Genomic DNA, 26,957 nt, shown 5'->3' with positions numbered 1-26,957 from the left:
TCGCGCGCAGGGCGCGCTCCTACAACACCGCGTTGTAGGAGCGCGCCCTGCGCGCGACGCCGTTGAGGCCAAACAGGCAGGGTCGCGGTATCCTTCCCCCCATGCTCAACAACGACACCCTCCGCAGCATCCGCTACATGCTCGACCTCGGCGACGTCCACGTCGTCGAGATCATGAAGCTCGCCGGTTTCCCCGCCACGCGTGAAGAAGTGGAACCGTGGCTCCGCAAGGAAGACGAGCCGGGCTTCGCCGAGATGCCCGACGCCGCCATGGCGCACTTTCTCAACGGACTCATCGTCCATCGCCGTGGCCGCGACGAAAGCCAGCCTGCCCGCCCCGCGGAAACCCGGGTCAACAACAACGTGGTGCTGAAGAAGCTGCGCGTCGCCTTCGAACTGAAGGAAGACGACATCCTCGCGATCATGACCGAGGCAGGATTCCGCGTGTCCCGCGGCGAAATCAACGCCCTCTTCCGGCAGCCGAAACACAGCAACTTCCGCCTCTGCGGCGACCAGTTCCTGCGTAACTTCCTCAAGGGACTCACGCAGCGCCTGCGCGGTTCCTGAGGCGCGCGCAAGCTTCGGGCGACGGCCTCAAAACATGTCGTACCCGACGCGGGTATAAACGCGCGGCGCGCGATCCTACCGTGGGCGTTTTTTCCACACGAATTGCCGGGCGATCAGTGCCACCACCAGCACCGCAACGAAAGCCCCGTAGCCGTAGAGGGCAGGCACCACCTGCTGCCAGATGGCCCCGCTCTTCGGCCCGAACTGATCGGCCGCCGGCAGTTTGACCGCGTCGAAAGCCAGCAGCGCCGCCTGGAAGGCCGCTACAGTCGCCGCGAGCAAGGCCAGCACGTCGAATCCACGGCGTGCGGCATTCTTCAGCAGCGACTTCGGGTACGCCCAGTAAGCCCACCCCAGCACGAGCAGCCAGGGCGCCAGAAGCATGATCGCGAGGTAGCGCATGTCAGGCCTTCTGGGCAGCGTTATTGGCAGACTTCGCCGCGGCTTCCTCGGCCGTGGCGAAGGCCAGCGCATCGAGCGCGGCGCGCAGCCGGACCAGGGATGCGTCGCGGGCCGCTTCGTCCGGGTGCGACTCGCCCTGGGCAACGGCCTGGCCGTCCACCATCAGCGCGAGGCGATCGCCGTGCGATTCGATGGACGCGTGCACGCCGCCCATGGTCGACAGCGTCTGACGTAGCGCGCCCGCGGCCTTCGGATCGGCGAACGGCACCGACAGGAGCAGTTCTTCGCCATCCGCGCCGAACAGCCGGAAGCGGAAGCTGCCATCGGCGTCGCGGAAGCTGGCAAAACGCGGCGGCTTCGCCTTCGCGGCGACCGGCGCGGGGACGGATTCGTCACTGACCTTGGGCGTATGCCGTGCGCTGCGCAGGCCGACCGCCTCGCGCAGCGTTTCCACCAGTGGACCCGCGATGGCCCGCGCCTTCGCGGCACCGACAAGAAGGATGTCTTCCATCTGGCCGGGGCTTGCCATCAGCGCCTCGTACCGCTCGCGCATCGGCGCCACCTCGGAGTCGACGCGCTCGAACAGCACCTGCTTGGCTTCGCCCCAGCCAAGGCCGCCATGCAGTGCCCCGGCGAACGCGGCGGTTTCGGCCGGCGACGCAAACGCCTTGTAGATGGTGAACAGCGCGGAGTCCTCGGTGTCCTTCGGTTCGCCCGGCGCGCGCGAATCGGTGACGATCTTCATGATCGCCTCGCGCATGCCCTTCGCCCCGCCTTCGAACAAGGGAATGGTGTTGTCGTAACTCTTGGACATCTTGCGGCCGTCGAGACCCGGCAGCGTCGCGACCTGCTCCTCGATGAGCGCCTCGGGCATCACGAAGAACTCGCGGCCGTAGGTATGGTTGAAGCGCTGCGCGATATCACGCGCCATCTCGATGTGCTGGATCTGGTCGCGCCCTACGGGCACCTTGTGCGCGTTGAAGGCGAGGATGTCCGCGGCCATCAACACGGGATACATGTAGAGGCCCGCCGTGACGCCGGCATCGGCGTCCTCCTGGCTCTCGATGTTCCGGTCCACCGCCGCCTTATAGGCATGGGCGCGGTTGAGCAGACCCTTCGACGTGACGCAGGTGAGCAGCCACATCAGTTCGGTCACCTCGGGGATGTCCGACTGGCGATAGAACGTGACCCTGCCGGGATCCAGGCCCGCGGCAAGCCAGCTGGCCGTTATCTTCAGGCGCGAGGCCTCCACCCGGTCGGCGTCGTCGCTCTTGATCAGGGCGTGGTAGTCAGCCATGAAGTAGAACGCGTCGACGTTCGGGTCGCGGCTGGCCTGGATGGCCGGCCGGATCGCCCCGACGTAATTGCCCAGATGAGGCGTGCCGGTGGTGGTGATGCCGGTGAGGACGCGGGTATGCATGGGAAACCTGATGTTCAGACGGACGGAAACCGTCTGAGTGTAGCCCGCGCGGCGGCCCAGGAGCGACCCTCTCCTGTGGCAGGTTGCCGCGCGGCGCGCCGATGCCGCCTCAACGCATCAGGGTCGACTTCCCGAACAACGACTCGACCAGCTCCACCGCCAGCTTCGCGGTCTGGTTCCGCTTGTCGAATGCCGGGTTCAGTTCGACGATGTCTACCGAGCCGACGCGGCCCGTGTCCGCGATCATCTCCATGCACAGCTGCGCCTCGCGGTAGTTCGGCCCGCCGCGCACCGTGGTGCCCACGCCAGGCGCAATCGACGGATCGAGGAAATCCACGTCGAAGCTCACGTGCAGGTGGGTGGCCTCATCCACACCGGCCAGTGCCTCTTCCATCGCCGCCTTGATGCCGATCTCGTCGATGTAGCGCATGTCGTAGATGTCGAGGCCCACCTCGTGCACGAAGCGTTTCTCGCCCTCGTCCACCGACCGGATGCCTATCTGGCGGAATACGTCCGGCGTGGTCGCCGGTACCGTGCCGCCAATGTGCGTGAGCGCGTCCGGACCGTAGCCGCACAGGCAGGCCACCGGCATGCCGTGGATGTTGCCGGAAGGCGTGATCTGGCTCGTGTTGAAGTCCGCGTGGGCATCGAGCCAGAGCACGCGGAGCTTCTTGCCCGTGTCGCGGCAATGCCGGGCCACGGCGGAGATCGAACCGATGGCGAGCGAATGGTCGCCGCCAAGCATCACGGGCAGGTGGCCTTCGTCCAAAGCGGCATGGATGGCGTCGTGGACGGCGGTGTTCCATGCCACCGCGGCGTCCAGATGACGGTACCCGTCCGTCGGCGGCTGCCAGGGGTTGAGCGGGCCGGTGAGGTTGCCGCGATCCACGACATGCATGCCGCGTTTCGCCAGTCGCTCGCCCAGGCGGGCGACGCGCAGGGCTTCGGGACCCATGGAGCTGCCGCGGTGACCGGCACCGATGTCGGTGGGGACGCCGATGAGGGCGACCGAGCGGGTGGTTGGACTCATGACGGGAGTACTCAGGGAGAAGGATGTTCTTGCACGAGCGGACGCCCCTCGGCGCGCCAGGCGTCCGCGCTGCCTCGAGCAGCTTCACGTTCGTGTAACCGATACGCGGAAACGGCTCATGTTCGAAGTTTACACCCGGTCACGGAACGGCCACGTTGCAGCGCGACAGGACGGGCTGCGTGGATCAGAAGCTTCCTGTCGCCACGGCACCGGCGGCCGGAACCGTGCGGTTGTTGTCGCCGGGCTCCCACGCGGAGACCGCGCCCGTCGACTCGTTACGCATGACGCACTTCCACTCCACGACGAAGGCAGGCGAGACATCGATGGTGCCGGTCCAGGCCGGATAGGTGGATGACTTCAACAGAACGGCCTTCGCGGGATCCCACTGCCCCAGTTCCTTGCTCGAACCAACCACGTAAACGCTTTGCCCCGGCATGGTCTTTCCGTTGTCGCAGCGGAACGTCACCGGCAACCGGTCGACGATACCCGCATGCCAGATGCGCACCTTGCCCCCATCGGCCTCCAGCGCCGGAACGAAGGGTTCGTCGACCAGATCCCGCGGCTCCAGCAACGTCGAATCCAGCGCCACCACCAGGCGCTGGCGTTCGCCCGTCACGTTCGCCACCAGGCCGCCGTACTTCGTTTCGAAAACCACCGCCGACTGCGCATGCACGCCGGCGTTCCGGCGCAGGCGGATGAGGTCGCGCAGATAATCGTGCAGGCTCGTCGTGGCATCGCCATACATGTCCGGCCAGTAGACGGTCGGGCTGCCTGGCGTCGTCAGGATGTACGCGTAAGCCTTCAGGCGCAGTCCCGACGGCAGCGGCCAGTGATGTTGTCCACCATTCGGTCCCGGCGAGGTGCCGGTATCGTGGTTGTCGACGAACGTCACGGCGACTTCCCTCCAGCGCGGATCGGGGTTGCCGTTGAGTCCATGGCGCCAGTCGGCGACCGATCCACTCTGCATGCGTTCTTTCAACGCGAAGTCGAACACGGTGCAGTGGGACTCGTCCGACCACGCCTTAAGCAGTTCCTGCCAGGATTTCGTGCGGCGCGAGTCGCCTTGCGGAAACTCCGCGGGCCCTTTCCAGTATTCGCCCACGCATAATCCCGCATCGTCGGCGGCTGCCATCCAGTCGCCGACATGCTTGCCCGCATAGCCGCGCACGAAGTCGAAACGGAAGCCACCGGCGCCGTAAGTATCGTGCAGTACACGCAGCTCATCGCGGAACATGGCGAGGTTGGCAGCATTCGCCAGGTTCAGGTCGGCATCACCGGCCATGAACGGGTCGCCGTCGTCACAGGTAGCGCAATCGCTACGCAGACGACCTTCACCCTTCGGTATCGTGAGCTGAGCTCCCGGCGCATCCTGACGATGATGGTTCGGTACGATGTCGTAAATCGGCTTCACGCCCGCTGCGTCCAGCGCGTCGACGGCCGCGTGCAACTGGGCGTCGGTACCGTAGCCGCCGCTCTTGTCGAAATCGTGCCAGAAGTACCCTTCGCCGCCACCGCTGGTGCCGGCAGCCTGATTGGTCCAGTGCGACGTGTCGCGCCAGGGCGGCGGCATCCATACCGACGTAAAACCATCCGCGGCAATCCGCGCGGCATCGTCCTTCAGCACGGTGTACCACTGCCCCGGCTGCACGCGCACCGAATTCCAATGGAAGCCCTGGAGAATGATTTCGTCGCCGCCGTGGTAACGGATACCGTTCGGCGTCTTTCCCGGCTCGTCCGTGGCGTGCAGGAACGACCCGTTCGCAAGGCAACACACCCCGAACAACAACATCGGCCACGACTTCATGTCGACCTCCCGGTAGTCCGTACGAGACGGATTTTCTACCGCGGACGCGATTCAAGCCATCTGCCCTTCGTTGTAGGCGCGGGCAGTGCTTTTTCGGCAGCGAAGGCTGCTTCGTGATGGTGCCGGCACCCGGATTCGAACTGGGGACCTACCGCTTACAAGGCGGTTGCTCTACCAACTGAGCTATGCCGGCGAAGGCGGGGAGTTTATCAGAAGCAGCCGGTGGTTCGAGCCGTGATACCGGGGCTGCGGATGCCCCGGCGGACGTCGGCGCTGGCCTCGTCGGGAACGACGACGTCGAGCCACCAGACGGGGGTGGTCTCGGTACGCTCGCTCATGCGGGCGGGGAAGCCGGCGGCGACGACCTGGTCACGACGTTTGCGGGCGTTGGCGGGGTCGAGGAAGAGGCCAAGCGCCACCGAGTTCTGCAACTCGCCCGGCGCCGTGACGACGAAATAATCCTTGATGCCTTTCGCTTCCAGCCGGTGTGCCTGAGCCAAGGCCTGCTCGCGCGTGGCCTGGGCCGGAAGGAAAACGCGCCAGCCATGCGACTCGCTGGTCTGCTCCTGGCGTTGTCGGCTGCGTACCGTACGCGGCGCGATGGCGGTGCGCGCGGCGCGGAGGTCCACCTGATTAGGGAAGGGTCCCAGGGCGAGGCAGCGATAACTGCGACGGGGACTGGTCGGCGCGCTGGCCGCCGGCTCCGGCGTGCGCGCCGACGGTGCGGGTACTGCCGCCGCCGTGGCAGCAGGCGGAGCGACGGTCGCAGGGGGTTCCGGCAATTCGGCCAGGAGCTTCAGCTTCGGCACGCCGCCGTCGTTGGGATCCATCGCATGCGTCCCTGCATCGCCCAGCAGCAACCACGCGGCCACCGCGATGTTCAGGGCTATCAAGAGGACGAACAGCAAACGCAAAAGCATGGCGGCCTTGAGTCTTCCGGTGGGCCTGCTCGCGTTCCCCTGTAAGAACCGGCAGCGATCGAATTCTAGGCGATATCGCCCGCTCGAGCATGCGCCCTGGACCAAACGGCCAGTCCGCGCAGCACGGCGTCCGGCACGAGGACCACGTCATGGTCGAGCAGCGGCGCCAGTGTGTCGGCGTCCCCGCCACCCAGGGTGAGTGCCGGGCCGCCGCCAAGCTGTGGCGCGGCGCGCTCCACGAAGCGATCGACCAGGGCGGCACAGGCCTGCCAGCAGCCCGAGGCCAGCCCGTCGGCGGTGTTGTTGGCCAGGTCCCGGACGGCCCCGGCGTGTTCCGGACGAACCTGCGCCGTCGCACCCAGCACCGATTGCTGCATGAGCAAGGGGCCCGGTGCGATCCAGCCGCCCAGATGATGTCCCCGGCCGTCCAGCGCGTCGAGAGTGAGCGCCGTACCCACGCTGGCGAGCACGCAAGGCGCACGGCCGGCGGCGAGCGCATCGACCATCGCAAGGAAACGATCGACGCCGAGGCGATGGGGTTCGGCGTAGGCATTGGTGACACCACAGGCCTGCGCCGGGGTGCGCACCCAGCCCGGTTCAAGGTCGAATGCCTTCCGCGCAGCGACGGTCACCGCCGTCTCGCGGGTATCGTCCACCACGGAAGCGCCGACGATCCGTTGCGGCATGGGCCAGCTACCCCACAGCGCGGAAAGTTCATGCGCGATGTCCGCGTCCCAGCCGAACGCGCCGCGCCGGATGAATTCGTCGCCGTCCAGCAACGCGAACTTGAGCCGTGTGTTGCCAAGGTCCAGAAGCAGGATCATGGCGCCGCCCTGCGCACGGAGACTTCGGCGCTGTCGACGGTGACGTGCTCGCCGTTCGCACGGCGCACGCGCAAGGCGCCACGTTCGTCCACGCCCTCACCCGTTGCGTCGTACTCGCCGCGCGGGTCGATGATGCGCAGGGATTGGCCGCGAAGCAGATCGTTCGCCGCGTACTCTTCGGCGAACGCCGCGAACCCATGGCGCTCGAAAGCGAGCAGGCCCTCGGTAAGCTCGGCCACCACCGCCGCCGCGATACGATTGCGACCCGGTGGATCGCCGCCCATGATCGAAGCCAGGTCGGTGATGGGCTGGCCCGCGCGCTCGTGCAGGCTGTCAGGCAGGCGGATATTGAGGCCGACACCGATCACGGCAGCGCACGGCCCCAAGTATTCGCCGGACAACTCCACGAGCACGCCGGCGAGCTTGGCGTTGCCCGCCAGCACGTCGTTCGGCCATTTCAGTCCCGGGGTGCGGATGCCGAGATCGGCCAGCGCGCGCAACAGCATCACGCCGACGGCGAGCGACAGACCCGACAAGGACGCGAAGCCGCCGTCGAAGCGCTTGAGTACCGACAGGTAGAGGTTCATCCCCGGGGGCGACAGCCAGGTGCGTCCGCGTCGCCCACGCCCGGCCGACTGCGCCTCGGCCATCACGAAGGCCAGGTCGTCGAGGACCGGCACGCGCCGCGCCAGTTCGCTGGATGTGGAGTCGATATCCCAGTGCACCTCGAGCATGCCGACCCTGGCCAGGGTCTCCGGCGCAAGACCTGCGCGGATGGCCTGGCCATCCAGCAATTCCGTGGTCCAGGGCAGGCGATAGCCGCCACCGACCCTCGCCTCCACGGGTACACCCTTGAGGCGCAGGGCCTCGATCTGCTTCCAGACGGCAGCCCGCGTGACCCCGGCCTTACGGGCTAGGGCCGCACCGGACACGGCATCGCCACCGGCAAGGGCTTCGAGAAGATCGCGTGCGAGCATGGCTACCGTCCGGCCGTCAGGCGGCCGCTGTCGAGGTGGGGAAGAGCCGGGACATCCGGCAATTCTAGGGCAGCGGCGGGGATTTCGCCCGTTCCGGGCGATCGCGGCTTTCCGGCAACCTCCAGCACTGGCATGCGCGTGAAATTTCTGCGAGGATCGGTCGTCCCCCTTATGTCCCGAAGGGGCCTCAGGGTTTACCGATGAACGCCAGACCGTACATCCTCGGATGTCTGTGCCTCGTCGGTGCCGCCGGCACCGCCGCCGCTTCCGACATCGACCCGTCCGTCGCTGGTCTGCTCTCCCCGAGCGGAGCAGGCTCGACGGTGTCGTTCGAAGGCAGCGCACGCTCGTCGTCCCAGGGCACCCACGACAACGCCGGGGGCGACGTCATGTCCGCGCGTCCCGTGGGCTCGCATCGCGGCAACACGCCCCCACCGGTGGCCGTGCCTGCCGAGATCGACAACGGCACGCAAGACGACGCGATGCCCCTGCGTTCCAGCGCACCAAGCTGGCAGTCGCTGCTTCCCGGATCGATGCTCTGACCTTTCCCGGCCGCTCGTCGTGGGTTTCGTTCAATCGCTGATCGCGCGTTTCCGCGCTCCTGTTCCTCCCATCGACGATGCGCTGTGGCGGCAGGCCCTGACGCGTGTGCCACTGGCTTGCGCCCTGGACGCGCCCCGCGCCCATTACCTCCGCCAGCTGGCCGCCACTTTCCTGCATACGAAGCGATTCCACGCGCTCGGCGGTGCCGCACTTGACGATTTCTGGCGCCTGGCCATCGCCATGCAGGCCAGCCTCCCCGCCCTGCCCCACGGTCCCAGGGCCTTCAAGGGCTGGACCAACGTGCTCGTGTACCCGGGCGAATTCAACGTGCGGCGCAGCCACTACGACGCGCCGACGGGTGTCGTCACCGACAGCGACGACACACTCATCGGCGAGGCCTGGGAACGAGGCCCCATGGTCCTGTCACTGGCAGACGTCGCGCTCGACCTCGAGGCGCCGTGGGATGGTTTCAACGTCATCGTGCACGAGATGGCGCACAAGCTCGACATGCTCGCCGGTCCGGCCAACGGCGTGCCTCCGCTGCCGTCCTCGATCCATCGCAGGCAGTGGATCGAAACGATGCAGCGTGGCTTCGACACGTTGTCGAATGCCGTGAACCGTGGCCGGCGGACGGCCATCGATCCTTATGCGGCCGAAGCGCCGGAAGAATATTTCGCGGTGACCAGCGAGTTGCACTTTTCCCAGCCCGTGCTGTTGCGTGAAGCGGAGCCGGAAGTGGCGAGGTTGCTGGATATGTTCTACGGACCTTCATCGGCGCCAGACACCTCCCAGCTGTAGCGCCAGCGTCAGGGCGGCGGCAGCCTTACGCTGAAGCGTGCACCACCCAGTTCGTCGGAGCGGTCGACGTGCAATTCGCCCTGGTAGGCCTTGATGATGTCCTGCACGATGGAGAGGCCGATACCGTGGCCTTGCACGCGTTCGTCGCCACGGACGCCGCGCTGCAGGATCTTCTCGATCTTCTCGTCCGCGATGCCTGGGCCGTCGTCTTCCACCACCAGTTCAAGGCCACTGCGGCCACGTATCTTGCCGACCGAGCGCGCCGTGAGCAGCACGCGATGCGAGGCCCATTTGAAGGCGTTCTCGACGAGATTGCCCATGAGTTCGAGCAGATCGCCTTGTTCGCCCGGAAAAGTCACGCCGTCTTCGATCTCGAACTCGCAAAGCACGTTCTTCGCCGCATAGACCTTCTCGAGGCTTTGAACGAGGTCTTCCGCATGTCCGGCGATAGGCTCGACGGAAGCGATGGTGCGGCGCCCGGACGTAGCCGCACGCGAGAGCTGGTACGCCACGATCTCGTCCATCCGCCGCACCTGATCAAGGATGTCGCCACGAAGATTGCCCGCGTCTCCGCCTGTTTCCAGCTGCGAGCGGATCACGGCAAGTGGTGTTTTCAAACTGTGCGCAAGGTCGGCCAACGTGTCGCGGTAACGCGTGCGTTGTTCGCGCTCGCTGTCGATGAAGGCATTGAGGCGCCGGGTCAGCACCGTGAGTTCCACCGGATACGGACCGTCCAGGTGATCGCGCGTCCCGCGCTCGATGTGCGCGAGGTCGCTGGACACGCGGCGTAGCGGCAGCAGGCTCCAGCGAAGCAGGAACAGCTGCAGCAGCATGAGCATCACGCCGAGCATCGCCAGCCACAGGAACTGCGTGCGTCGATACGTGGCGACCTGGCGCTCGAACTGGTCCTCGGTCTGCGCCACCGCGAAGGTCAGCGGCACGCTGCGCCTTTCCGTGCTGTCGAGCGACACGCCGTAGCTGAAGACGTAGAGCTTGCCGCTGCGCGTCTCCACCGGCTCGAAGGCGGTTTCGCCGGGCGACAACATGCGCACGAAATCGAAGTCGCGGCCCAGCGCCGACGACGATTCCCAGCGGAACCCGTCGTTACCGACGATGATCGCGTACAGACCCGAACCGGGGCGCGAGAAGTCAGGATTGGGCTGGCTGTCCGGCGTGGTGACCTTGCCGGCGCGCGTGATGTCGGTGCCGGTGATGTACGCGATGGCGTAGTTGTGCAGCCGATCGTGCATGGCCGACAGCTCGGACGCGTAGTTGGCCTTGTTCTGCGCGAGGCCGGTCAGGCCCAGGAACGCTGCCAGCGCGAAGCCGGTCGCCAGCGCCGCGCGCGCGGCCAGCGAAAGAGGCCGGCGTCGGGTCGATGAAGCGTTGTCCATGCTTCGAGCTTACCTCGGGGCGGCGCGCCCGATGGCGACGCCGCCCACGGAGATCAGTCTTCGTCCGCTTCGTTGCGCGGGATGGCGAAGCGATAGCCACGGCCACGCACGGTTTCGATCGGCTTGAGCGTGCTTTCCGGATCCAGCTTGCGGCGCAGGCGCCCGATGAAAACTTCCAGCACGTTCGAATCGCGGTCGAAATCCTGCTGGTAGATGTGCTCGGTGAGGTCGGCCTTCGAGACCAGCTCACCCGCGTGCAGCATCAGGTATTCCAGCACCTTGTATTCGTAGCTGGTGAGATCGACCTGGCGGCCTTCGACCGTGACGGTCTGAGCCGTGGTGTCCAGCTTGATGGGCCCGCAGGCCAGCACCGGTTTCGACCAGCCGCTGGCGCGGCGCACCAGCGCGTTGATGCGCGCCAGCAGTTCTTCCACGTGGAACGGCTTCACCAGGTAGTCGTCGGCGCCGTACTTCAGGCCTTCCACCTTGTCCTGCCAGCTGCCGCGGGCGGTGAGGATGAGGATGGGGTAGCGCTGGCCGTGCTCGCGCAGGGCCTTCACCAGGTCCATGCCCGACAGCTTGGGCAGGCCCAGGTCGATGATCGCGAGGTCGAACGGCACCTCGCGCCCCAGGTACAGGCCTTCTTCACCGTCCTGGGCCGCATCGACGGCGAAACCGTCTCGCTTCAGGCGCGCGGCGAGGGTCTCGCGCAGCGGGGCCTCGTCCTCTACGAGCAGGATTCGCATCAATGTTTCTCCTTGTTGTCCCCGGCGTTGGCATCCAGGGGCTTGGCGGTTTCGGTACGGATCGGCACCACCTTGACGTGGCCGTCGAGGGTGAGGACCTTGACCCGGTATTCGGTAATCCGGCCGCGCTCGACGAGCCGCGTGTCCGCAGACAACACTTTCCCCCCGGTGTCTTTCTGCACCTTGCTCACCGCCTGCTCCAGCGACATCGACTGGTAAGCCGAGGCAAGGGCGGGCAGCGCAAGGCAGAACGCGGCGAAAAATAGCGGACGGAACGTGATTTTCATGTAGGGCGTGGGGAAACCGGGCTAACTGTTCGGCCGATCATGCCGAGCCCCGCCCCGCCCGAAGCTGAACGAAAACCCGATCGGCGCGAAAGTGACCGCCTCCAGCCGGGGTTGGGCGTGTCGCGGGGCTGCCGGCCACCCTGGTCGATCGGGGAAATCAGCGAATGCGCTCGAATAGCGTAAGCGTCTTGCCCCGATAGTCGGCCTCATCGAAAGGGCGATAGCCGAGACGCTCGCCCAGGCGAACCGACGGCGTGTTTTCCGGGTCGATGAGGCAGACGGCACGGCTCTTCTCGCGCTGCTGGAAAAACCATTCATGCACGGCCAGCAGGGCTTCGGTGCCGTAACCTTTGCCGTGCGCCGCGCTTGCGAGCGCCCATGCTCCTTCGGGAAAGGCATCGAAACGATCACCCAGCCCGCGATGGAAATGCGCCAGCCCCGCTTCGCCGACGAAGCGGCCGGTATCCTTTTCCCGCACTGTGAACAGGCCATAGCCGAAGGACGTCCAGTGGCCGACATTGCGCAGCAGCTTGATCCACGTGTCTTCCGGCGGCGAGCTGCCTCCGATGAACTGCATGACTTTTGGATCGGTCCGCATGGCATTGCAGTCGTCGAAATCGGAGACCGCGCTGGGCGTGAGGATCAGGCGTTCGGTGACGATCATGCGTACAGCCTCAAGGGAATCCGGCAAGCATCACGCGGCCTGACGAAAGGCGGCAAGTGCGGACTCGATCAAGCGCCAGTCCGCCCCCGGAAGATGGGCCCCTTCCGAGAGCTGGCGGCGGAATCCACGCGCGCCCGGCTCGCCCTGGTAAAGCCCGAGGATATGCCGGGTGATGTGCTTGAGCTGGGTGCCACGAGCCAGTTCCGCATCGATATAGATGCGCATCCGCTCCAGGACATCGGCGCGGTCGGGCAACGGCGTGCCGTAGAGATCGGCTTCGACACGGGCCAGCACGAACGGATCGTGGTAAGCCGCGCGGCCCAGCATCACGCCGTCCACGTGGGCAAGGTGCTCGCGCACCGCTTCGACCGTGGTGATACCGCCGTTGATGACGATCGTGAGTTCGGGGAACTCCCGCTTCAGGCGATAGACCCGCTCGTAATCCAGGGGCGGGATCTCACGGTTTTCCTTCGGACTCAGGCCTTCGAGCCACGCCTTGCGGGCATGGACGACGAGGATGCGCACGCCCGCTTCGACCATCGTGGTGGTAAAGCGCTGCAAGTCGGCGTACTCGTCCTGATCGTCGACGCCGATACGGCACTTCACCGTCACCGGAATATCAACGACGTCGGCCATGGCACGGACGCACTCGCCCACGAGATCCGGCTCGCGCATCAGGCAGGCGCCGAACTTGCCCGACTGGACCCGGTCCGAAGGACAACCGACATTGAGGTTGATCTCGTCGTAGCCCGCCCTGGCGCCCAGCACCGCGGCTTTCGCCAGCTCGACCGGATCGCTGCCACCTAGTTGCAAGGCCACCGGATGTTCCTCATGGCTATGCTCCAGCAGACGAAGCTGGTTTCCGCGCACGAGGGCGGCGCTCGTCACCATCTCCGTATAAAGCCGGGCATGGGGCGACAGAAGGCGGTGGAAGTACCGGCAGTGGCGGTCCGTCCAGTCCATCATGGGGGCTACGGTGACGTGCCAGGTTGAAAGGTCAGGGCGGTGCATGGAGGCATTTTAGCTGGTTTGTGAGAGGCGTCGTTCCCCATGCGTATCGCACGCAGCTTACCGGTCCGGATCGATAACAGCCTGCATCAGCGCCACCTCGCTCAGAGGTGCGCCCAGAGCGCGCGCGCGCGATTCCCAGCCGCGCACCGCCGCGCGCACATGCTCGGCAACCCCGCCTACGGCCCTCTTGGAAAGGCGGTAGTAGTCGGCCGTGGCTAGCAGCAGGCTCGAATCCGGTGACGGGTCCCGATCGTCAATCGCGAGTACGTGATGATCCTTGTCGGGATTCGGGTTTACGTCGAACGCTGGCGACAGCTGCCAGCCATCGCCTGCCCGCATGAAGCCGTGATTGCGCAGATGATCGTCGCGATTGCCGATCAAGAGATTGAAGAGGACTCGCCGGAATAGCTGTTCGAGATCGCGCGCAATCTGCGTGGAAGTGCCGGTGGTCTCAATGACCTGCACGAGGTCCAGGTAACTGTGGCCCTCGCTCTCGGTGGCGTCCATCTGGGTCATGGCCGACGAGAACATGCGACGTGACGTCGGGGTTCGATCGAAGCGACGCACTGCGTAAGTGTGACCCCGGTCCGAGAGTTGCATCAGCCGTGCCTCTGGCATGTCGATGCCAGCGTCGAGTGAGAGCTGGTGGGTCAGGAACTCCCACAGCCCCACATTGACACGATCATCGTTGGACGGAAATTTGGCGAGCCACAGCTGTCCCGCTTGGTCACGGAAGCTTGCTTTCGGTCGGGCGCCTCCCAGTGAAGCGCCGGGCGCCACGATCTGCTTGATCCAGCGGACCATCTCGTCGGACAGGTCGGCATCGCCGTGCTCCACTTTCGCGGCGATCGCCTCAAGCTGGCGCAGTTCAGTGATTGGCGGGGCGCTGAGCGTGCGATCGTCGACGTAGCGTATGGACTCAGGATCCACCAGACGCAGCGCTCCCATACGGGATTCGTCATTGACACCCACCAGATAGTCCCAGGCGCGCAGGTTGCGCACTTTGCGCTTCTCTTCGCGCGCCTCGATCGCCTCGCGGCGGTCCATCAGGCGCTTGCCCCAGCGATCAGGGGAGCAGTCCTGAAAGGCACCGGACAGCTCGTTGGCGCCAGCCCTCGCGTACTGCTGGCCAGCTCCGACGTACAACTCGTGATCCAGCGGGAATGCCGCCACCGGCCTGGCGCCGGCTAACCAGTTGGCGTCGTACTCGAAGCTGATCGTGTCTCCGGTCCTACTTGCCGTCTTCGACAGGCGGCCGACAAGAGCCGAGCCGCCTAGAGACTCGTCGTCGATCCAGACTTCCAGAAGGTTCACGGCTTACGCTTCCGAGGTCGTGCTGGCGGCACCGACGGAATGGGGAGCGACACGGGCGCAGGCGATGTCTGCGCAGCGGACGTCGCCCGCGGCTTGGGGCGGATCAGCGGACGGGTTGGGGCATTCGTACGCCGGAGTGCGCTGTCCTGCAGCTCGCGGCCGAGGGTGTCCTCAGCAGCGATCAGGTCGATGTCACCGGCCAGACCAAGCACGGTCAGCGCTCGCAGCACGGTTGCCAGACTTGTCGACGGGTCGCCATTCTCAAGCTTGGCGATGGTCGGGACGCTGACCCCCACGCGTTCCGCCATCACTTCCTGGGTCATCGAGCGGCGCATCCGGGCGGCACGCAGGCGCTGGCTCAGCGCCTCAATCTGGCGTTGTACGCGGGGATAGGTCGGAGGGGTTCGTTTTGCCATACCAAATTAAATTACAGTTCCCGACCGGAAAAGCAAGTTAATTTTGGATTTTGGCGGTTTGCCATTCAGGTTGGAGGCGCCCTGCCGGTGCGGCCCATGTGCAGCCGCCCCAACTCGAATCCGATGGCTCAATGCGGATGCATGTCGGCAGGCGTTCCGTCGGACCAGGTCGGGGAGCCGACCAGAAACACCATGATGGGTGGCAGCCCCTTCGCTTCGGATGGGTCCGCGGACATGAACCAGTAGGGGCTTAGACGGCAATTGCTTCTTCTCGTACGCGGTCTTGACCGCCGCCAGCATCTCCGCCTTGGAGCGGCCAGCCATCGCCATCCTCGCGCGTAGCTGGTAGATGGGCACGATCGAACGTGCGGCCTGGGGATTCAGGCAATCGGCGACCTCGCCATCGGTCTGCGTCCGCAGGGACTTCGAGGCGCCAAGACCGCAAGCGAACTTCCTGACGCCGGCGGCGATCATTTCCTTGTTGAGCGCATGGATGTCGCGACCCACTGCTTCGTCCATCTGGGACGGGTCGAAATCGTCGGGGAGGTAACCGGCAACCAGATACTGTGGCATTGTCTTCTCCTGGGATGGTTTCAGGCGGGCTTGTGCCTGCCTTAACTACCACGTCGAACGGGAGAGCCGGATTTCGACAAGCTGTCCTGATAATTTTTTTCAAGGAATGGTCCATGCCCGTAGCCCATCGGGCGAGTGCCGTGCCGGTGCTCGTCATAGCCTTGCTTTTCGGCCTGGCCCACATGCTGACCAACGGGCAATACGGCTTCCACAGGGACGAATGGCAGTTCCTTAGCGATACCCGGTATCTCGACTGGGGCTATGTGCCCTACCCGCCGTTGACCGTGGCACTGGAGTACCTCGGCCTAAAGATGTTCGGCCTGTCGCTCGTGGGCCTGCGGCTGTTCTCGGTGCTCGCGCAAGTCCTGGTCATCCTCACCAGCGGGCTCATGGCTCGCGATCTGGGAGGCGGGCGGCGGGCGCAGGCCTTCGCTGCCATCGCGGTGGGGTTGTCGCCTTTGCCGATGTTCCAGGCGACGGAATTCCAGTATTCCTCCTTCGACCTGCTCTGGTGGGTTCTTATCGCCTGGTGCGTGATCCGGCTGATGCGCGACGAGGAGCCACGCTGGTGGGTGGCGATCGGCATTCTCGCGGGCCTCGGCCTGCAGACCAAGTACTCGATGGCATTCGAACTCGCCGGCGTGCTGGCGGGGGTGCTGTTCACCGACGCCCGACGATACGTCACGAGTCGCTGGTTCTGGGCAGGTGGTGCCGTCGCCTTGCTTATCTTCGCCCCGAACCTTGTCTGGCTCGTTCGACACGACTTCGTCTCCTACCATTTCCTGCAAGGCATCCATGCCCGGGACCTCGGGCTGGGGCGTGCGGATGGATTCCTGCGCGATCAGTTCCTGCTGAATGCCAATCTGTTCGCCGCGCCTGTCTGGCTGGCGGGTCTGTTTGCCTGTTTCAAGGATCGTCGTTATCGCGTGCTCGGCTGGATGTACGTGGTACCACTGTTGCTTTTCATGCTCGCGCAGGGGCGCTTCTATTACGTCGCCGGCTCCTACCCCATGCTCCTGGCGATGGGATCCGTCGTCGGCGAATGTTGGCTTCGCACGCTTCGTCCCGCGTGGCGCACCGGTATTCCCACGCTCATAGTCGCAGGGGTATTCGCCGTAGGCATTTATGCAGCGCTTCGCATCGTACCCATTGCATCGAGCGGTCCGTTGCGGGACTTCGCCCTTCAGAACAACGCCGACCTCCGCGAGGAAATCGGCTGGGACGAACTGGTGGCGCAAGTGGCGGCCATTCGCGACACCCTGCCTGCCGAGAGGCAAGCCAACCTAGCCATTGCCGTGGGAAACTACGGCGAGTACGGCGCCATCGCCCTGCTTGGCCAGCGCTATCGCCTGCCCACGCCGATCACCACCATCAACTCCGGGTGGCTGCGCGGCTATCCGCAGGCGCCACCCACCACGCTTATCGTGCTGGGGAACTCGCTGGAACGCGCCAACGAGCTTCTCACCGATTGCCGCGTCGCCGGGCACGCCACCAATGCCTTGGGCGTCGTCAACGAGGAAACCCGGGACCATCCCGATATTCTCGTGTGCGGCCCTGCGCGTGAACCCTGGAGCGAGCTCTGGAGACATGGGCCGGATTTTGGATAATGGACTGGTGAAACCTTGGGGAAATTCGCTGGCCATCTCTTTTCCGCTTGCTCATCCCTGCCTCCCCCTCGAACCGGCCGACGAAAGCATCTCGCGAGCGATGAAATCCGAGAACAGCCGGACGCGGGCGGGAGTCAGGCGGCCGTAGGCATGCATCGCATGCAAGGGGCGGGCCGGCAGACGGTGTTTCTTCATGACCTGCACCAGGTCGCCGCGATCGAGGTCGTCCTGTACCGTGCATTTCATGAGGAAGGCGATGCCCATGCCACTCAATGCCGCGGCGCGAAGCCCGAAACCGGTGTCCAGTCCCACGCGCCCCTGCGGCACGACCGTACTGCCATCGGCGAAGGTGACCGGCAAGGATCGCCCCCGCCACAGATAGCGCAGGATCGGCACATCCCGCAGTTCGTCGATCGACCCGGGGTCACCCCACTCCTCGAGAAAGGATGGGGATGCGACCAACACCATGTCCAGCTGCGCGAGAACCCGCGTCTTCAGTTCGCTCTCAATGGAATCGCCCACCCTGAACACGACGTCGTACCCCTCTCCGATCACGTCCACGTGCCGATCCATGAGAACAAGGTCGAGCTCCAATGCCTTGTGACGTGCGAGGAATGCCGCGGCTATCCGTGGCATCAGCAGACGCCCCAGGTCGCTCGGCATGCTCACGCGCAGGCGACCGCGCGCGTCATCGGATGGGCGTACCGCGTCCGCTGAATCTTCGATGCCGCGCAGGAGCGGGGCCACCCGATCGAAGAACGCACGCCCATCGGGCGTAAGACTGAGCGTTCGCGTGGAACGGCGGAAAAGCTTCGTGCCGAGTTCGGCTTCGAGCCGGCCGATGCCCTTCGATATCGCGGACGGCGTCGTGCCGGCATTGCGCGCGGCGGCGCTGAAGGACCCCGCCTCCACCGCACGGACAAAGGCAACGAGGCTCGCCGAATGGTTCAGCAGGCTGCTCATCCGGGACTCCCTGGCACAGGTGAAATGCCGCCTGGAGGACTGCGGCGGGCGGCAAGGCGACACATATCATGCCTAACCCAACCTACCTTGGATATGCCATGAAACGCCTGCAAGGCAAGATAGCCCTCATCACCGGCGGCAACAGCGGCATCGGCCTCGCCTCGGCCGAGCTGTTTGCGGCCGAAGGCGCCCAGGTCATCGTGACCGCGCGCCGGCAGGATGTCCTCGACGAGGCGGTTCGCAAGATCGGCAACGGTGCCGTCGGCATCCAGGGCGATGTCGCGGACCTCGAACACCACACCGCTGCCGCTGCCCTGGTTCGCGACCGCTTCGGTGGACTCGACGTCTACATGGCCAACGCGGGCGTCATCACCATCAAACCCTCGGCGGAGGTTTCTCCCGCGGACTACGACGCGCAGTTCAATGTCAACGCGCGCGGCGTGTTCTTCGGCGTGCAGTCCATCGCGCCCGTCCTGCGCGATGGCGGCAGCATCATTCTCACCAGTTCGCTGGCCGCGACCAGGGTGCTGGACGGTCATGCCGTGTATGCCGGATCGAAGGCCGCTATCGGGGCCTTCGCCCGCAACTGGGCACTCGAGTTCCGGTCGCGGCGCATACGGGTCAACGTCCTGAGTCCCGGCCCGGTCGATACGTCCATCCTCGAAAAGCTGGGCATTTCACCCGCCGATCGTCCCGCCTTCCTCGCGTCGATGGCGGAGCGCATCCCCGCGGGGCGGCTGGGTGAGGTCGACGAACTCGCACGGGCCGCGCTTTATCTTGCGTCCGACGACAGCAGCTTCGTCAACGGCGTCGAACTGCACGTCGATGGCGGCATGTCGCTGGTCTAGGCGTGCCAGAAGAGCGGCGCAGACGAGGCAAGCAATGCGAGCGTGATCAGCCGATGCATCGCGCTCTCCTCATGCGGGTTTCGGCGGAGCGAACGCCGCCGCGATGGCCGCCACGGGTTTGCGGCCCGGCGGCCGCCATCGCCCAAGCCTCGCACGGGATACGGGGAGGCGCCTATGCCGGAAGCCCTGCACGCCCCGGCCGCAGGCACTAGAATGCCTGCCCCGTCGCCGTCAGTCCTGCCACCACGCATGCACATCGTCATCAACGAAGAACTCAAGGCCTACATCGACCCGCTCACCCCGGACGAGTACGAATCGCTCGAGCGCAGCCTGCTGGCCGAGGGCTGTCGCGACACGCTGGTGCTCTGGGGCGACACGCTGGTGGACGGCCACAACCGCTACGGGATCTGCCGCAAGCACGACATTCCCTTCAGAACCGTGCAAAACGAGCGCTTCCAGTCCCTGGACGACGTGCACCTGTGGATGATCGAGCAGCACCTGGGCCGGCGCAGCGTCTCGGACTTCCAGCGCGGCGTGCTGGCCCTGCGCAAGCGCGAGATCCTCGCCGAACGGCGCGCACGCGCAGACGGGGCAGAGGATGCCGAGACGCCGCCGGACGTTCCCTTCGATACCACGGGCGCACACCCGGTCCCGCCGAAAGCGCCCCGCCAGGCACCTACGGACAGCCGCAAGGACATCGCCCGCGAGGCGCGGATCAGCAGCAACCAGGTCGGCATGATCGAGAAGATCCGCAAAGAGGCCGCCCCGGAGGTCGTCGCCGCGGTCAAGTCCGGCAGCCTGTCGATCAGCGCCGCGGCCGCCGTCGCCAGCCTGCCTGAAGAAGAACAACGCGCAGCGGCCAGCGCCGGCGACGCAGAGCTCAAGGAAGCCGCCAAGCGTGTCCGCGAGTCCAAGCGCAAGCCGCGCGAGAAACCCACGGATGAAGTGAAAGCCCTGCGCGAGCAGATCGCCGACCTGGAGGCGGAGAACCGCAACCTCCACCGCGAAATCGACGCCCTGCGCGCCCGGCTGGGCGAAGGGACACCCGAGCAAGCCGACGAGGCCCTGGCGGAGTAAGGTGGGAAGCGGCCGGGAACTCGGATGGCTGTCCGGTAATCCAAGGCCGGTACACCAGACGCGCCCTCGAGCGTTCGAAGGCCAGAACCCGGAGCGCTTCATGAAGATCATCCTCGCCCTCGCCGCCTCCCTCCTCGCCACGGCCGCCGTAGCCCAGGACAAGCCCCTCAACCTCAAGCTGCCCCCGGGTTACGTGCCGGCACCGGCCAGCACGGCGGCAGCGCCGGCCGGATCCACCGCGTCGGCTGCGCCGATGGCGACCAAGAGCGGCGAGAGCGTCGCCATCGTTCCGTCCCGCCCGAAGGACCCGCCAGGAACCTATTACGGCGACACCAGCGGCCGCATGGACGGCGTCGACGTCGCGGACGATGTCCCGCGTTGCGACGACGCCACGTACAACAAGCCGCAGGTCCACGGCAGCCTCACTACCGGCGTGGTGAGTGCCAGCCACGGCGGAAGCGGCAATTACCAGGCGGGAACGGTCAGCCTCAGCCAGGCGTTCGGCAGCTGCGAGCACCCCACCGGCGGTGTGAGCATCTCGGTCGGTGGCGGCCAGGGGCGTTTCGGCCATGGCCGCTGGTGAACCGGCAGGCCGTGCAAGCCGTGGCATGGGCACATTCCCTGTAAGGGCGTACGCGAAGGTGTAGCGTCAACCTGGCGCGGAATGAAAGACCACGATGCGGTCGACGGCCGAGGGAACGGGATCGTCACTGCGTAGCCAGGGCATGCGGGCGAAGGTACGCGTGCATGGCCCCAGGGTGATGACACGTATGCAACGGTCACGCGCCTGCTGCTCGATCTTCGCCACGACGTCGCGCAAGACGGTGCCGACGAAAGGCGTGAAGAGGTAGAGCACGCTGGACCCGGACATGTCGGCGTCGCGTGCATCGCCGGCATCGATATTTACGTTGTGCAGGCCCAGTCCGCGCGCCGCCTCCATCGCCTGCGCGACATAGGCAGGCTCGCGTTCCACGCCCAGCGTGCGTGCACCGGTGAGCACGTTCACGAGGATCGGGACGTGACCCAGGCCCGCGCCGAGATCCAGCACGACATCGCTGTCGACAATCCGCGCCCGGCTAACGCCGTCGATGATGTGCCGTGCGGGCGTGGGCTGGTAGAAAACCATCCCGGGTGGCGGCGCGGGTTGTTCGACATCCGGTTCCCCGATGGCCAGCACACCGGCGAGCACGTGGTCCAGCACGTCGTAGTGCTGTCCGCTGGGAATGCCGACATCCAGCCACGGTCCGAGGGCCGCGCGCCCGTCGCCGTTTCGTATCGCGTCACGAATCGATGCGAAGCCCTCGCCATCGATCGCTTCCATCGCATCGATCAGGCCGATCGCCCTCGCCTTCAGGACCTCGTCGTGCGCCCCGAGCAGGAGCAGGTCGAGGCGGTCCGCGACCTCGGCGCGCCAGAGGAAGGCCGAGGGGTGGCGCCAACCCTCCTCCTGTTCGAGGAAGGACACAGTCGATGCGAGCGATTCCATGGTCACGGATGGTACCGTGTCCTTTCGTAGCCGACAGGAGACCTGGATGAAGACATCGCATCTCGCCGCCGCGCTCGCGGCCCTCGTCAGCGTTCCGGCATTCGCCGCGCCGCCGCTTGCCACCCTCGTTTTCCGCGACGGCGGCCGACCGGTGCTGAGCATCACCGATCCGCATGGCCTGGCCCTCGTGGACGAGACGCTGGGCCTGCGCACCGCCGATGCCGACCTGACCCACGACCTGAAACTCGTCGCCACGAGCCATCGCCAGCTCAACGAGCGTTACCGCATGACGGTGGGCAAGCGCCTCGACCGCCATGCCAACCTCTCGGAAACGCGCTACGCACTGCAGAATGACAAGGGCGAGAAACTCGACGTCGTCGTGCGCATCGCCAACGACGGCGTAGCCTTCCGCTACGAACTGCCCGGCGCCACCCAGGCCTCGATCACTGGCGAGGCCACCCGCTTCACGGTACCGTCCAGCGCAAAGGCCTGGCTGCTGCCGTATAACCCGCAGTACGAGAAGGAACGCATCGAAACCACGGCCGGCGGGGCCGCCGCCGGGGACTTCGGTTATCCGTCGCTGTTCCGCGTCGGCGACAACTACCTGCTGATCACCGAAGCCAATGCCGACGGTCGTTACGACGGCAGCCGGCTCACCCATGCAGCCAACAGCGGAACCTATGCGCTGACCCTAGCCGACTCGCATGTCGACAGCACGGGCATCACGCCATGGCGCACCGTGATAGCCGGCGACCTGGCCACGGTCACCGAATCCACGCTGGTGGACGATCTTGCCGACCCGGCGACATTCGCCGACACCTCGTGGATCCGGCCTGGGAAGGTGGCTTGGTCGTGGCTGAGCGAGCACGAAAGTCCTTCGAACGTCGAGCGACAGAAGGCCTACGTCGATTTCGCATCGCGCAACCGGATCCCGTACGTGCTGGTGGACGAAGGCTGGAGCGACACCTGGGTGCCGGACCTCGTGCGCTATGCCAACGCGAAGCACGTCGACGTCCTGCTCTGGTTCCACTGGTCGAAACTCGACACGCCGGCCAAACGCATGGCCGAGCTAACGAAGGTGAAGGGCTGGGGCGTGAAGGGCGTGAAGATCGACTTCATGGAATCCGACTCGCAGGCGCGCTACCGCTGGTACGACGCCACCCTCGCCGATACGGCGCGCCTGCACCTCATGGTCAACTTCCACGGCGCCACCATTCCACACGGTCTCGCGCGTACGTGGCCGCACCTCATGAGCATGGAAGGCGTGCGCGGCGCGGAGAACGATCCGCCGGCCGTGGGCAACACGATCCAGCCGTACACGCGCAATGTGGTGGGTTCGATGGACTACACCCCGGTAGCCTTCGATGCCGGACGGCAGGAGGCATCGATCGCCCACGAGGTGGCGTTGCCCATCGTCTTCGAATCCGGCTGGACGCATCTCGCCGACCGCCCCGAAGCGTATGAGAAGCGCCCCCAGGCGCTCGCGTTCATCGACCAGGTTCCGACGGTGTGGGACGAGACGAAGCTGGTCGCAGGGACGCCTGGGCAAGATGCGGTGTTCGCGCGTCGCAGCGGCGATCGCTGGTTCATCGGCGCCATCGCCGCCGGCCCGGCGCGCCGCCTTACCGTGCCTCTGGCCTCGCTCGGGGTGGGGCCGTGGCATGCGGACATCGTTCGTGACGGCATGGGTCGCGGTGATGTCGTGCGTTCTGCACAAAACGTCACTGCCGATGGTTCGCTCTCGTTTAGTGTGCCGGTGAATGGCGGTTTCGCCGCCATCCTCTGTCCACTCGCCAAGGGCCAGTTCGCGAACGGTTGCTACCGCTAGCGGAACCTGTTGCGTAACCGGCGCCACCACGCGCCGAACGGCGTCTGGTGACCCGGAAAGGCTCGCTCCAGCGGCACGCGCACCACTACCTCGGTACCGCTTTTCCCGGGCGAGGCGATGGAGGACGTGCCGCCGACGGCAAGGGCGCGCTCACGGATACCACGCAATCCCCAGTGCCCCTCGCGCCCGTCACGCAGCACCGCTTCGTCGATGCCACGGCCATCATCGCGCACGCTCAGCAGCAACTCGCAGCCTTCCGCACGTACGCTCACGTCGATGCGGCTGGCGCCGGCATGGGCCACGGCATTGTGCACCGCCTCCCGCGCGATGCGGAACAGCTCGTCGCGCACGAAGGCGTCCAGATCGCGTAGTTCCGCGTAGATCGCCACGAGCACGGGAACGGTGTGCTCCGTTGCGGAAGCCGCGGCGAGCGCCCGGAGCGCGACATCGAGGCGGGCCGATTCGCCGGCGTGGGTGCGAAGGTCGCGCACACGATCGCGCGCCTCGACCAGCGCCTTGTCGGCACGATCGAGCGCGCTTTCCATGGCGGCGCGAAGCGGTTCTTCCGGCGGGACGCGATTGGCTATCGCCTGGAAGCGCATGGAGAGGCCCTGGATGCTCTGCAGCAGCGTGTCGTGAAGTTCACGCGCGATGCGCTCGCGCTCCGCATGCCGTTCCTGCAATCGCGCGCGTAACTGGGAGGCGATGCGGCGCAGTCGGATGAGGAAGGCGATCCAGATGAGCAAGGCCACCAGCGCGATGCAGAGCAGGAAGAACCACGGCATCTGGTAGAACGCCCGGGCCACCGTGACCTTGATCGATGCGCCTTCCTCGTTCGCGACGCCATCCTCGTTGGTCGCCGTCACGTGAAAGATGTAGTGCCCGGGCGGTGGGTCGGTGTAGACGGCCTCGCGATTGTCGCCCGCATCGCGCCAGCGCGTATCCAGCCCTTCCATGCGATAGCGGAAGCGCACGCGCTCGGGCATGGTCAGGCTGGTGGCGGTGAAAGCGATGCGCAGGCGCTCGGTGTGCGCGGGCAGGCTCACCGGTGCGCTGGCCGGCCACGTGCCCATGTCGGTCGAGACAGTTCGTATCACCACCGGTGGCGCCAGCCGGTTACGCGGTATATCCGCGGGATCGATCGACACGATGCCGCTGGTGGTGGCGAACCAAAGACGGCCGTCGTCCGCGACGACGGCCGTCGGCAACGGACGGAACTGGGCGGGCGTGCCGGGCAGGCCATCGAGCGAATCAAACAGTGCCACCGGCGGCCGATACGACGGATCCATCCGCGCACGTGCCATGTCCGCGCCGCGGATATGGGCGACGCCCTGGGCCGCATTCGCCCAGAAATCCCCGCGATGATCACGAACGAGGCCTGATACGCCGCGCAGGGGTTCGCCCCGCGTGACAACCATGCGAGCCCGGCCACCGGCCACGACACCGATGCCGAACTCGCCGCCCACCCACATTGCATCGTCGTCCTCGAGCAGCGCCGTCACGTTGCCCACTGCCAAGCCGTTCGCGGCGCCGAGGCGCGTATCCTTCGTGCCATGGCGAACCAGGATGGCATTCCGTGCAAAGCCCATCCATAGCCGCCCGTGACGGTCGTTCATCAGCACCAGCGGCGAGGGATCGTTGCCGAACGCAGGCAGGGGATCGTGCTCCCAGCCGCCCGCCGTAACGTGGAAGATGCCGGGACGATTGGTCGAAACCCAGGCGCCACCCTCGCCGTCGCCCGTCACGGCCTGCACGCCGGAATAGTCGGGAAAAGGTAGCGTTGCGTAAGGCTCCGGCGCGCCGTCATGCAGGCGCCATATGCCGGCTGAACCACCAAGCCAGACCCCGTCGGCATCGCGGCTGGCCGCGCTGATCGGCTGCACGAGCCCGGTGGACGTCAGGCCCGTCGCTTCGATGCGGCTCAGCGGCCGGTTTTTCGTACCGACCCATACGCCGTGGTGCGGCGCCGCTACCATGGCGAAATCGGTGGCGCCCGGCGACATCATCGCCGGCAGGAGGCGGCTCACGCGGAACCGGTCCAGACCCCTGCTTCCACCGACCCAGATATTGCCTTCGCGGTCCTGGATCACGGCGCTCGCATAGTCCGAACTGAGCCCATCGCGCTCCACGAAGCCCTGTGCCTCCGTGCCCTGCGCCCCGATTTCCCTACCTGCAAGGTCGTGCACGCGCGGTACGCGCCGGATGCCATCACCGAGCGTCGGAATCCACAAGGCGCCGTCGCGGTCGAACAGAAGGCCTGCCGATGAAAGCCATAGCACCGGCCCGGCCGCCTCAGGGTCGCCCTTTCGGGTCCACACGGGACGAACGCCACCGTTCGCCTCGGCCACCCAGATCGACCCGTCGGGCGCCTCGGCAATCCGGTTCACCCTGCCGATGGTGGGGGTGACGATCTCGAACCGTTTTCCTCCCGGCGGCAGCCACGCGAGCGCGTCTTCCGTCGCGACCCACAGGCGGCCCTCACGGTCTACCGAGAGAGTGCGCGCACGCGTGCCGGGCAAGCCCATCGACTGCTGTACGAGGCGCCAACGCCCATGATCGAACAGCACGAGTCCATTGAACGTGGCACCCCAGATCCGCCCATCGGGCGTGCCGCCCATGGCGTACATCGTTCCCGAAGGAAGACCGGACGCAGCGGCATATTGCGTGGCGCGATCGCCTTCGACGAAGCTGGCGACACCATAGCGAAAGCCGACCCACAAACCGCCCGACGGCGGCGCGTAAAGCGAGGCGACACTGGAGGCGAGGAAGTCGCCGTCCTCGCGCGGCTGATAACGCTCGAAGCGTACGCCGTCGAAGCGATACAAACCTGTCTGGGTGCCCAGCCACAAGTAACCGTCCGCCGTCTGCGCAAGCGCCGTCACCTGCCCCGGCGCGCCTTCGCGTACCGTCCAGGCCGTGTGGTAGAACTGGGCGATGTCGCGATCGCGGCTGTCCAGGGCCTGCGCGACGCAGGCGAAGCCCAGCCAGCCGATCAGGACCAGACACACATATATCCACGCAGCCATCGCGCGATTGGACCGCACCAGGGGAGCATCCTCGTTTGCCAGACGGCAACGATAACGGAAGTTACGAACTTCGGCGTGAGAGGGCTTTCAGTACCCGACCGTATGCTGTCGGGTACTGCTCCCTTCTGCGACCACATATATTCATTTCGAATGAGTATCCGTAATGCGGTGAGTCCTCTGCCGGGCTATGCCACGTGGAGGCGCTACTCCGCGTATGCATCCCCTGGCAAGCGACCTCACGTCACGTTGAGCCTTATAGATGGCTGATACTTGTTCACCCCGCCAAGGGTGACCCCCTGCGTCAGAATAGTTGTCGCCCCGATAGATCCATGAACGGGGGCGCAGATGAGAGAACGAATTGGCTCGATACGGACAAGCATTCAAAGGCCGGGCGGTAGCGCGCATGCTGCCACCGGAGAGCACGTCACCGGAG

At 65.9% G+C, this 26,957-nt stretch carries 26 protein-coding genes and 1 tRNA gene; 8 read left to right on the top strand and 19 right to left on the bottom strand.

Annotated elements, in window-relative coordinates; translation table 11 throughout:
* The first annotated feature begins 101 nt into the window (after nt 1–101).
* Nucleotides 102–566, top strand: a complete 465-nt coding sequence (locus tag VGM71_RS06385) for a DUF1456 family protein (RefSeq protein WP_331543151.1) — start codon at nt 102–104, stop codon at nt 564–566.
* Between the two features lie 75 nt (nt 567–641).
* On the opposite strand, the gene VGM71_RS06380 is transcribed toward VGM71_RS06385, so the two are convergent.
* The 8 genes from VGM71_RS06380 to VGM71_RS06345 form a co-directional block, all read right to left on the bottom strand.
* Nucleotides 642–968: a hypothetical protein gene (locus tag VGM71_RS06380; RefSeq protein ID WP_331543149.1), complete on the bottom strand. Its 327-nt coding sequence runs from the start codon at nt 966–968 to the stop codon at nt 642–644.
* 1 nt (nt 969) lies between these two features.
* Nucleotides 970–2,388, bottom strand: a complete 1,419-nt coding sequence (locus VGM71_RS06375; RefSeq protein ID WP_331543147.1) for a tryptophan--tRNA ligase — start codon at nt 2,386–2,388, stop codon at nt 970–972.
* Between the two features lie 109 nt (nt 2,389–2,497).
* Nucleotides 2,498–3,418, bottom strand: a complete 921-nt coding sequence (gene rocF / locus VGM71_RS06370; RefSeq protein WP_331543145.1) for an arginase — start codon at nt 3,416–3,418, stop codon at nt 2,498–2,500.
* A gap of 184 nt (nt 3,419–3,602) precedes the next feature.
* On the bottom strand, nt 3,603–5,222 hold the full coding sequence (locus VGM71_RS06365; RefSeq protein WP_331543143.1) for a glucan 1,4-alpha-maltotetraohydrolase domain-containing protein: 1,620 nt from the start codon (nt 5,220–5,222) through the stop codon (nt 3,603–3,605).
* A 117-nt stretch (nt 5,223–5,339) separates the two neighbouring features.
* A tRNA-Thr gene (locus VGM71_RS06360) sits at nt 5,340–5,415 on the bottom strand.
* 16 nt (nt 5,416–5,431) lie between these two features.
* On the bottom strand, nt 5,432–6,142 hold the full coding sequence (locus tag VGM71_RS06355; RefSeq protein ID WP_331543141.1) for an SPOR domain-containing protein: 711 nt from the start codon (nt 6,140–6,142) through the stop codon (nt 5,432–5,434).
* A 65-nt stretch (nt 6,143–6,207) separates the two neighbouring features.
* Entirely contained in the window at nt 6,208–6,966 is a 759-nt protein-coding gene (locus VGM71_RS06350) for a type III pantothenate kinase (protein WP_331543139.1), read from the bottom strand.
* The gene (locus tag VGM71_RS06345; protein WP_331543138.1) at nt 6,963–7,943 is read right to left on the bottom strand and encodes a biotin--[acetyl-CoA-carboxylase] ligase; all 981 of its coding nucleotides are present in this window, start codon (nt 7,941–7,943) and stop codon (nt 6,963–6,965) included. The genes VGM71_RS06350 and VGM71_RS06345 overlap by 4 nt, the downstream gene beginning before the upstream one ends.
* A 200-nt stretch (nt 7,944–8,143) precedes the next feature.
* Here VGM71_RS06345 and VGM71_RS06340 point away from each other — a divergent pair, with 200 nt between their 5' ends.
* Together VGM71_RS06340 and VGM71_RS06335 are read left to right on the top strand one after the other, a co-directional pair.
* Nucleotides 8,144–8,485: a hypothetical protein gene (locus VGM71_RS06340; protein WP_331543136.1), complete on the top strand. Its 342-nt coding sequence runs from the start codon at nt 8,144–8,146 to the stop codon at nt 8,483–8,485.
* Between the two features lie 19 nt (nt 8,486–8,504).
* On the top strand, nt 8,505–9,284 hold the full coding sequence (locus VGM71_RS06335) for a M90 family metallopeptidase (RefSeq protein ID WP_331543134.1): 780 nt from the start codon (nt 8,505–8,507) through the stop codon (nt 9,282–9,284).
* A gap of 8 nt (nt 9,285–9,292) precedes the next feature.
* Here VGM71_RS06335 and VGM71_RS06330 read toward each other — a convergent pair whose 3' ends face one another.
* From VGM71_RS06330 to VGM71_RS06295, 8 genes are all read right to left on the bottom strand, one after another.
* Complete coding sequence (locus VGM71_RS06330; protein WP_331543132.1) at nt 9,293–10,678, bottom strand: ATP-binding protein; 1,386 nt, start codon at nt 10,676–10,678, stop codon at nt 9,293–9,295.
* 53 nt (nt 10,679–10,731) lie between these two features.
* A complete protein-coding gene (locus tag VGM71_RS06325; protein ID WP_167031704.1) occupies nt 10,732–11,424 on the bottom strand; it encodes a response regulator transcription factor in 693 nt (230 codons plus the stop codon).
* The gene (locus VGM71_RS06320) at nt 11,424–11,711 is read right to left on the bottom strand and encodes a hypothetical protein (RefSeq protein WP_331543128.1); all 288 of its coding nucleotides are present in this window, start codon (nt 11,709–11,711) and stop codon (nt 11,424–11,426) included. Before VGM71_RS06320 ends, VGM71_RS06325 begins: the two co-directional genes overlap by 1 nt.
* 157 nt (nt 11,712–11,868) lie before the next feature.
* Complete coding sequence (locus VGM71_RS06315) at nt 11,869–12,375, bottom strand: GNAT family N-acetyltransferase (protein ID WP_331543126.1); 507 nt, start codon at nt 12,373–12,375, stop codon at nt 11,869–11,871.
* Nucleotides 12,376–12,405: 30 nt separating this feature from the next.
* On the bottom strand, nt 12,406–13,386 hold the full coding sequence (dusA, locus tag VGM71_RS06310) for a tRNA dihydrouridine(20/20a) synthase DusA (protein ID WP_331543124.1): 981 nt from the start codon (nt 13,384–13,386) through the stop codon (nt 12,406–12,408).
* A gap of 57 nt (nt 13,387–13,443) precedes the next feature.
* A complete protein-coding gene (locus VGM71_RS06305; protein WP_331543122.1) occupies nt 13,444–14,700 on the bottom strand; it encodes a HipA domain-containing protein in 1,257 nt (418 codons plus the stop codon).
* Complete coding sequence (locus VGM71_RS06300) at nt 14,697–15,116, bottom strand: helix-turn-helix transcriptional regulator (RefSeq protein ID WP_331543120.1); 420 nt, start codon at nt 15,114–15,116, stop codon at nt 14,697–14,699. The genes VGM71_RS06305 and VGM71_RS06300 overlap by 4 nt, the downstream gene beginning before the upstream one ends.
* 6 nt (nt 15,117–15,122) lie before the next feature.
* Nucleotides 15,123–15,689 carry a hypothetical protein gene (locus VGM71_RS06295; RefSeq protein WP_331543118.1) on the bottom strand — a complete coding sequence of 189 codons (567 nt, stop codon included), beginning with the start codon at nt 15,687–15,689 and terminating at the stop codon, nt 15,123–15,125.
* 113 nt (nt 15,690–15,802) lie between these two features.
* Here VGM71_RS06295 and VGM71_RS06290 point away from each other — a divergent pair, with 113 nt between their 5' ends.
* Nucleotides 15,803–17,296, top strand: coding sequence for a glycosyltransferase family 39 protein (locus tag VGM71_RS06290; protein ID WP_331543116.1), 1,494 nt, complete (start codon nt 15,803–15,805; stop codon nt 17,294–17,296).
* A 51-nt stretch (nt 17,297–17,347) separates the two neighbouring features.
* On the opposite strand, the gene VGM71_RS06285 is transcribed toward VGM71_RS06290, so the two are convergent.
* Nucleotides 17,348–18,259, bottom strand: a complete 912-nt coding sequence (locus VGM71_RS06285; protein ID WP_331543114.1) for a LysR family transcriptional regulator — start codon at nt 18,257–18,259, stop codon at nt 17,348–17,350.
* 98 nt (nt 18,260–18,357) lie between these two features.
* Here VGM71_RS06285 and VGM71_RS06280 point away from each other — a divergent pair, with 98 nt between their 5' ends.
* The 3 genes from VGM71_RS06280 to VGM71_RS06270 all read left to right on the top strand — a co-directional run bounded on the left by VGM71_RS06280 (nt 18,358) and on the right by VGM71_RS06270 (nt 20,767).
* Nucleotides 18,358–19,107 (top strand): SDR family oxidoreductase, encoded by a 750-nt coding sequence (locus VGM71_RS06280; RefSeq protein ID WP_331543112.1) that lies wholly within the window; start codon nt 18,358–18,360, stop codon nt 19,105–19,107.
* Nucleotides 19,108–19,356: 249 nt separating this feature from the next.
* Entirely contained in the window at nt 19,357–20,184 is an 828-nt protein-coding gene (locus VGM71_RS06275; protein WP_331543110.1) for a plasmid replication/partition related protein, read from the top strand.
* Nucleotides 20,185–20,284: 100 nt separating this feature from the next.
* Nucleotides 20,285–20,767, top strand: a complete 483-nt coding sequence (locus VGM71_RS06270) for a hypothetical protein (protein ID WP_331543108.1) — start codon at nt 20,285–20,287, stop codon at nt 20,765–20,767.
* A gap of 66 nt (nt 20,768–20,833) precedes the next feature.
* Here VGM71_RS06270 and VGM71_RS06265 read toward each other — a convergent pair whose 3' ends face one another.
* The gene (locus tag VGM71_RS06265; RefSeq protein ID WP_331543106.1) at nt 20,834–21,670 is read right to left on the bottom strand and encodes a methyltransferase domain-containing protein; all 837 of its coding nucleotides are present in this window, start codon (nt 21,668–21,670) and stop codon (nt 20,834–20,836) included.
* A 46-nt stretch (nt 21,671–21,716) separates the two neighbouring features.
* Here VGM71_RS06265 and VGM71_RS06260 point away from each other — a divergent pair, with 46 nt between their 5' ends.
* Nucleotides 21,717–23,498, top strand: a complete 1,782-nt coding sequence (locus tag VGM71_RS06260) for a glycoside hydrolase family 97 protein (RefSeq protein ID WP_331543104.1) — start codon at nt 21,717–21,719, stop codon at nt 23,496–23,498.
* On the opposite strand, the gene VGM71_RS06255 is transcribed toward VGM71_RS06260, so the two are convergent.
* Entirely contained in the window at nt 23,495–26,542 is a 3,048-nt protein-coding gene (locus tag VGM71_RS06255) for a sensor histidine kinase (protein ID WP_331543102.1), read from the bottom strand. The genes VGM71_RS06260 and VGM71_RS06255 overlap by 4 nt on opposite strands.
* Between the last annotated feature and the right edge of the window lie 415 nt (nt 26,543–26,957).

The sequence above is a fragment of the Luteibacter sp. genome, from assembly GCF_036499525.1.
Classification (GTDB): domain Bacteria; phylum Pseudomonadota; class Gammaproteobacteria; order Xanthomonadales; family Rhodanobacteraceae; genus Luteibacter.
This window is presented reverse-complemented; position numbering and strand designations above follow the sequence as displayed.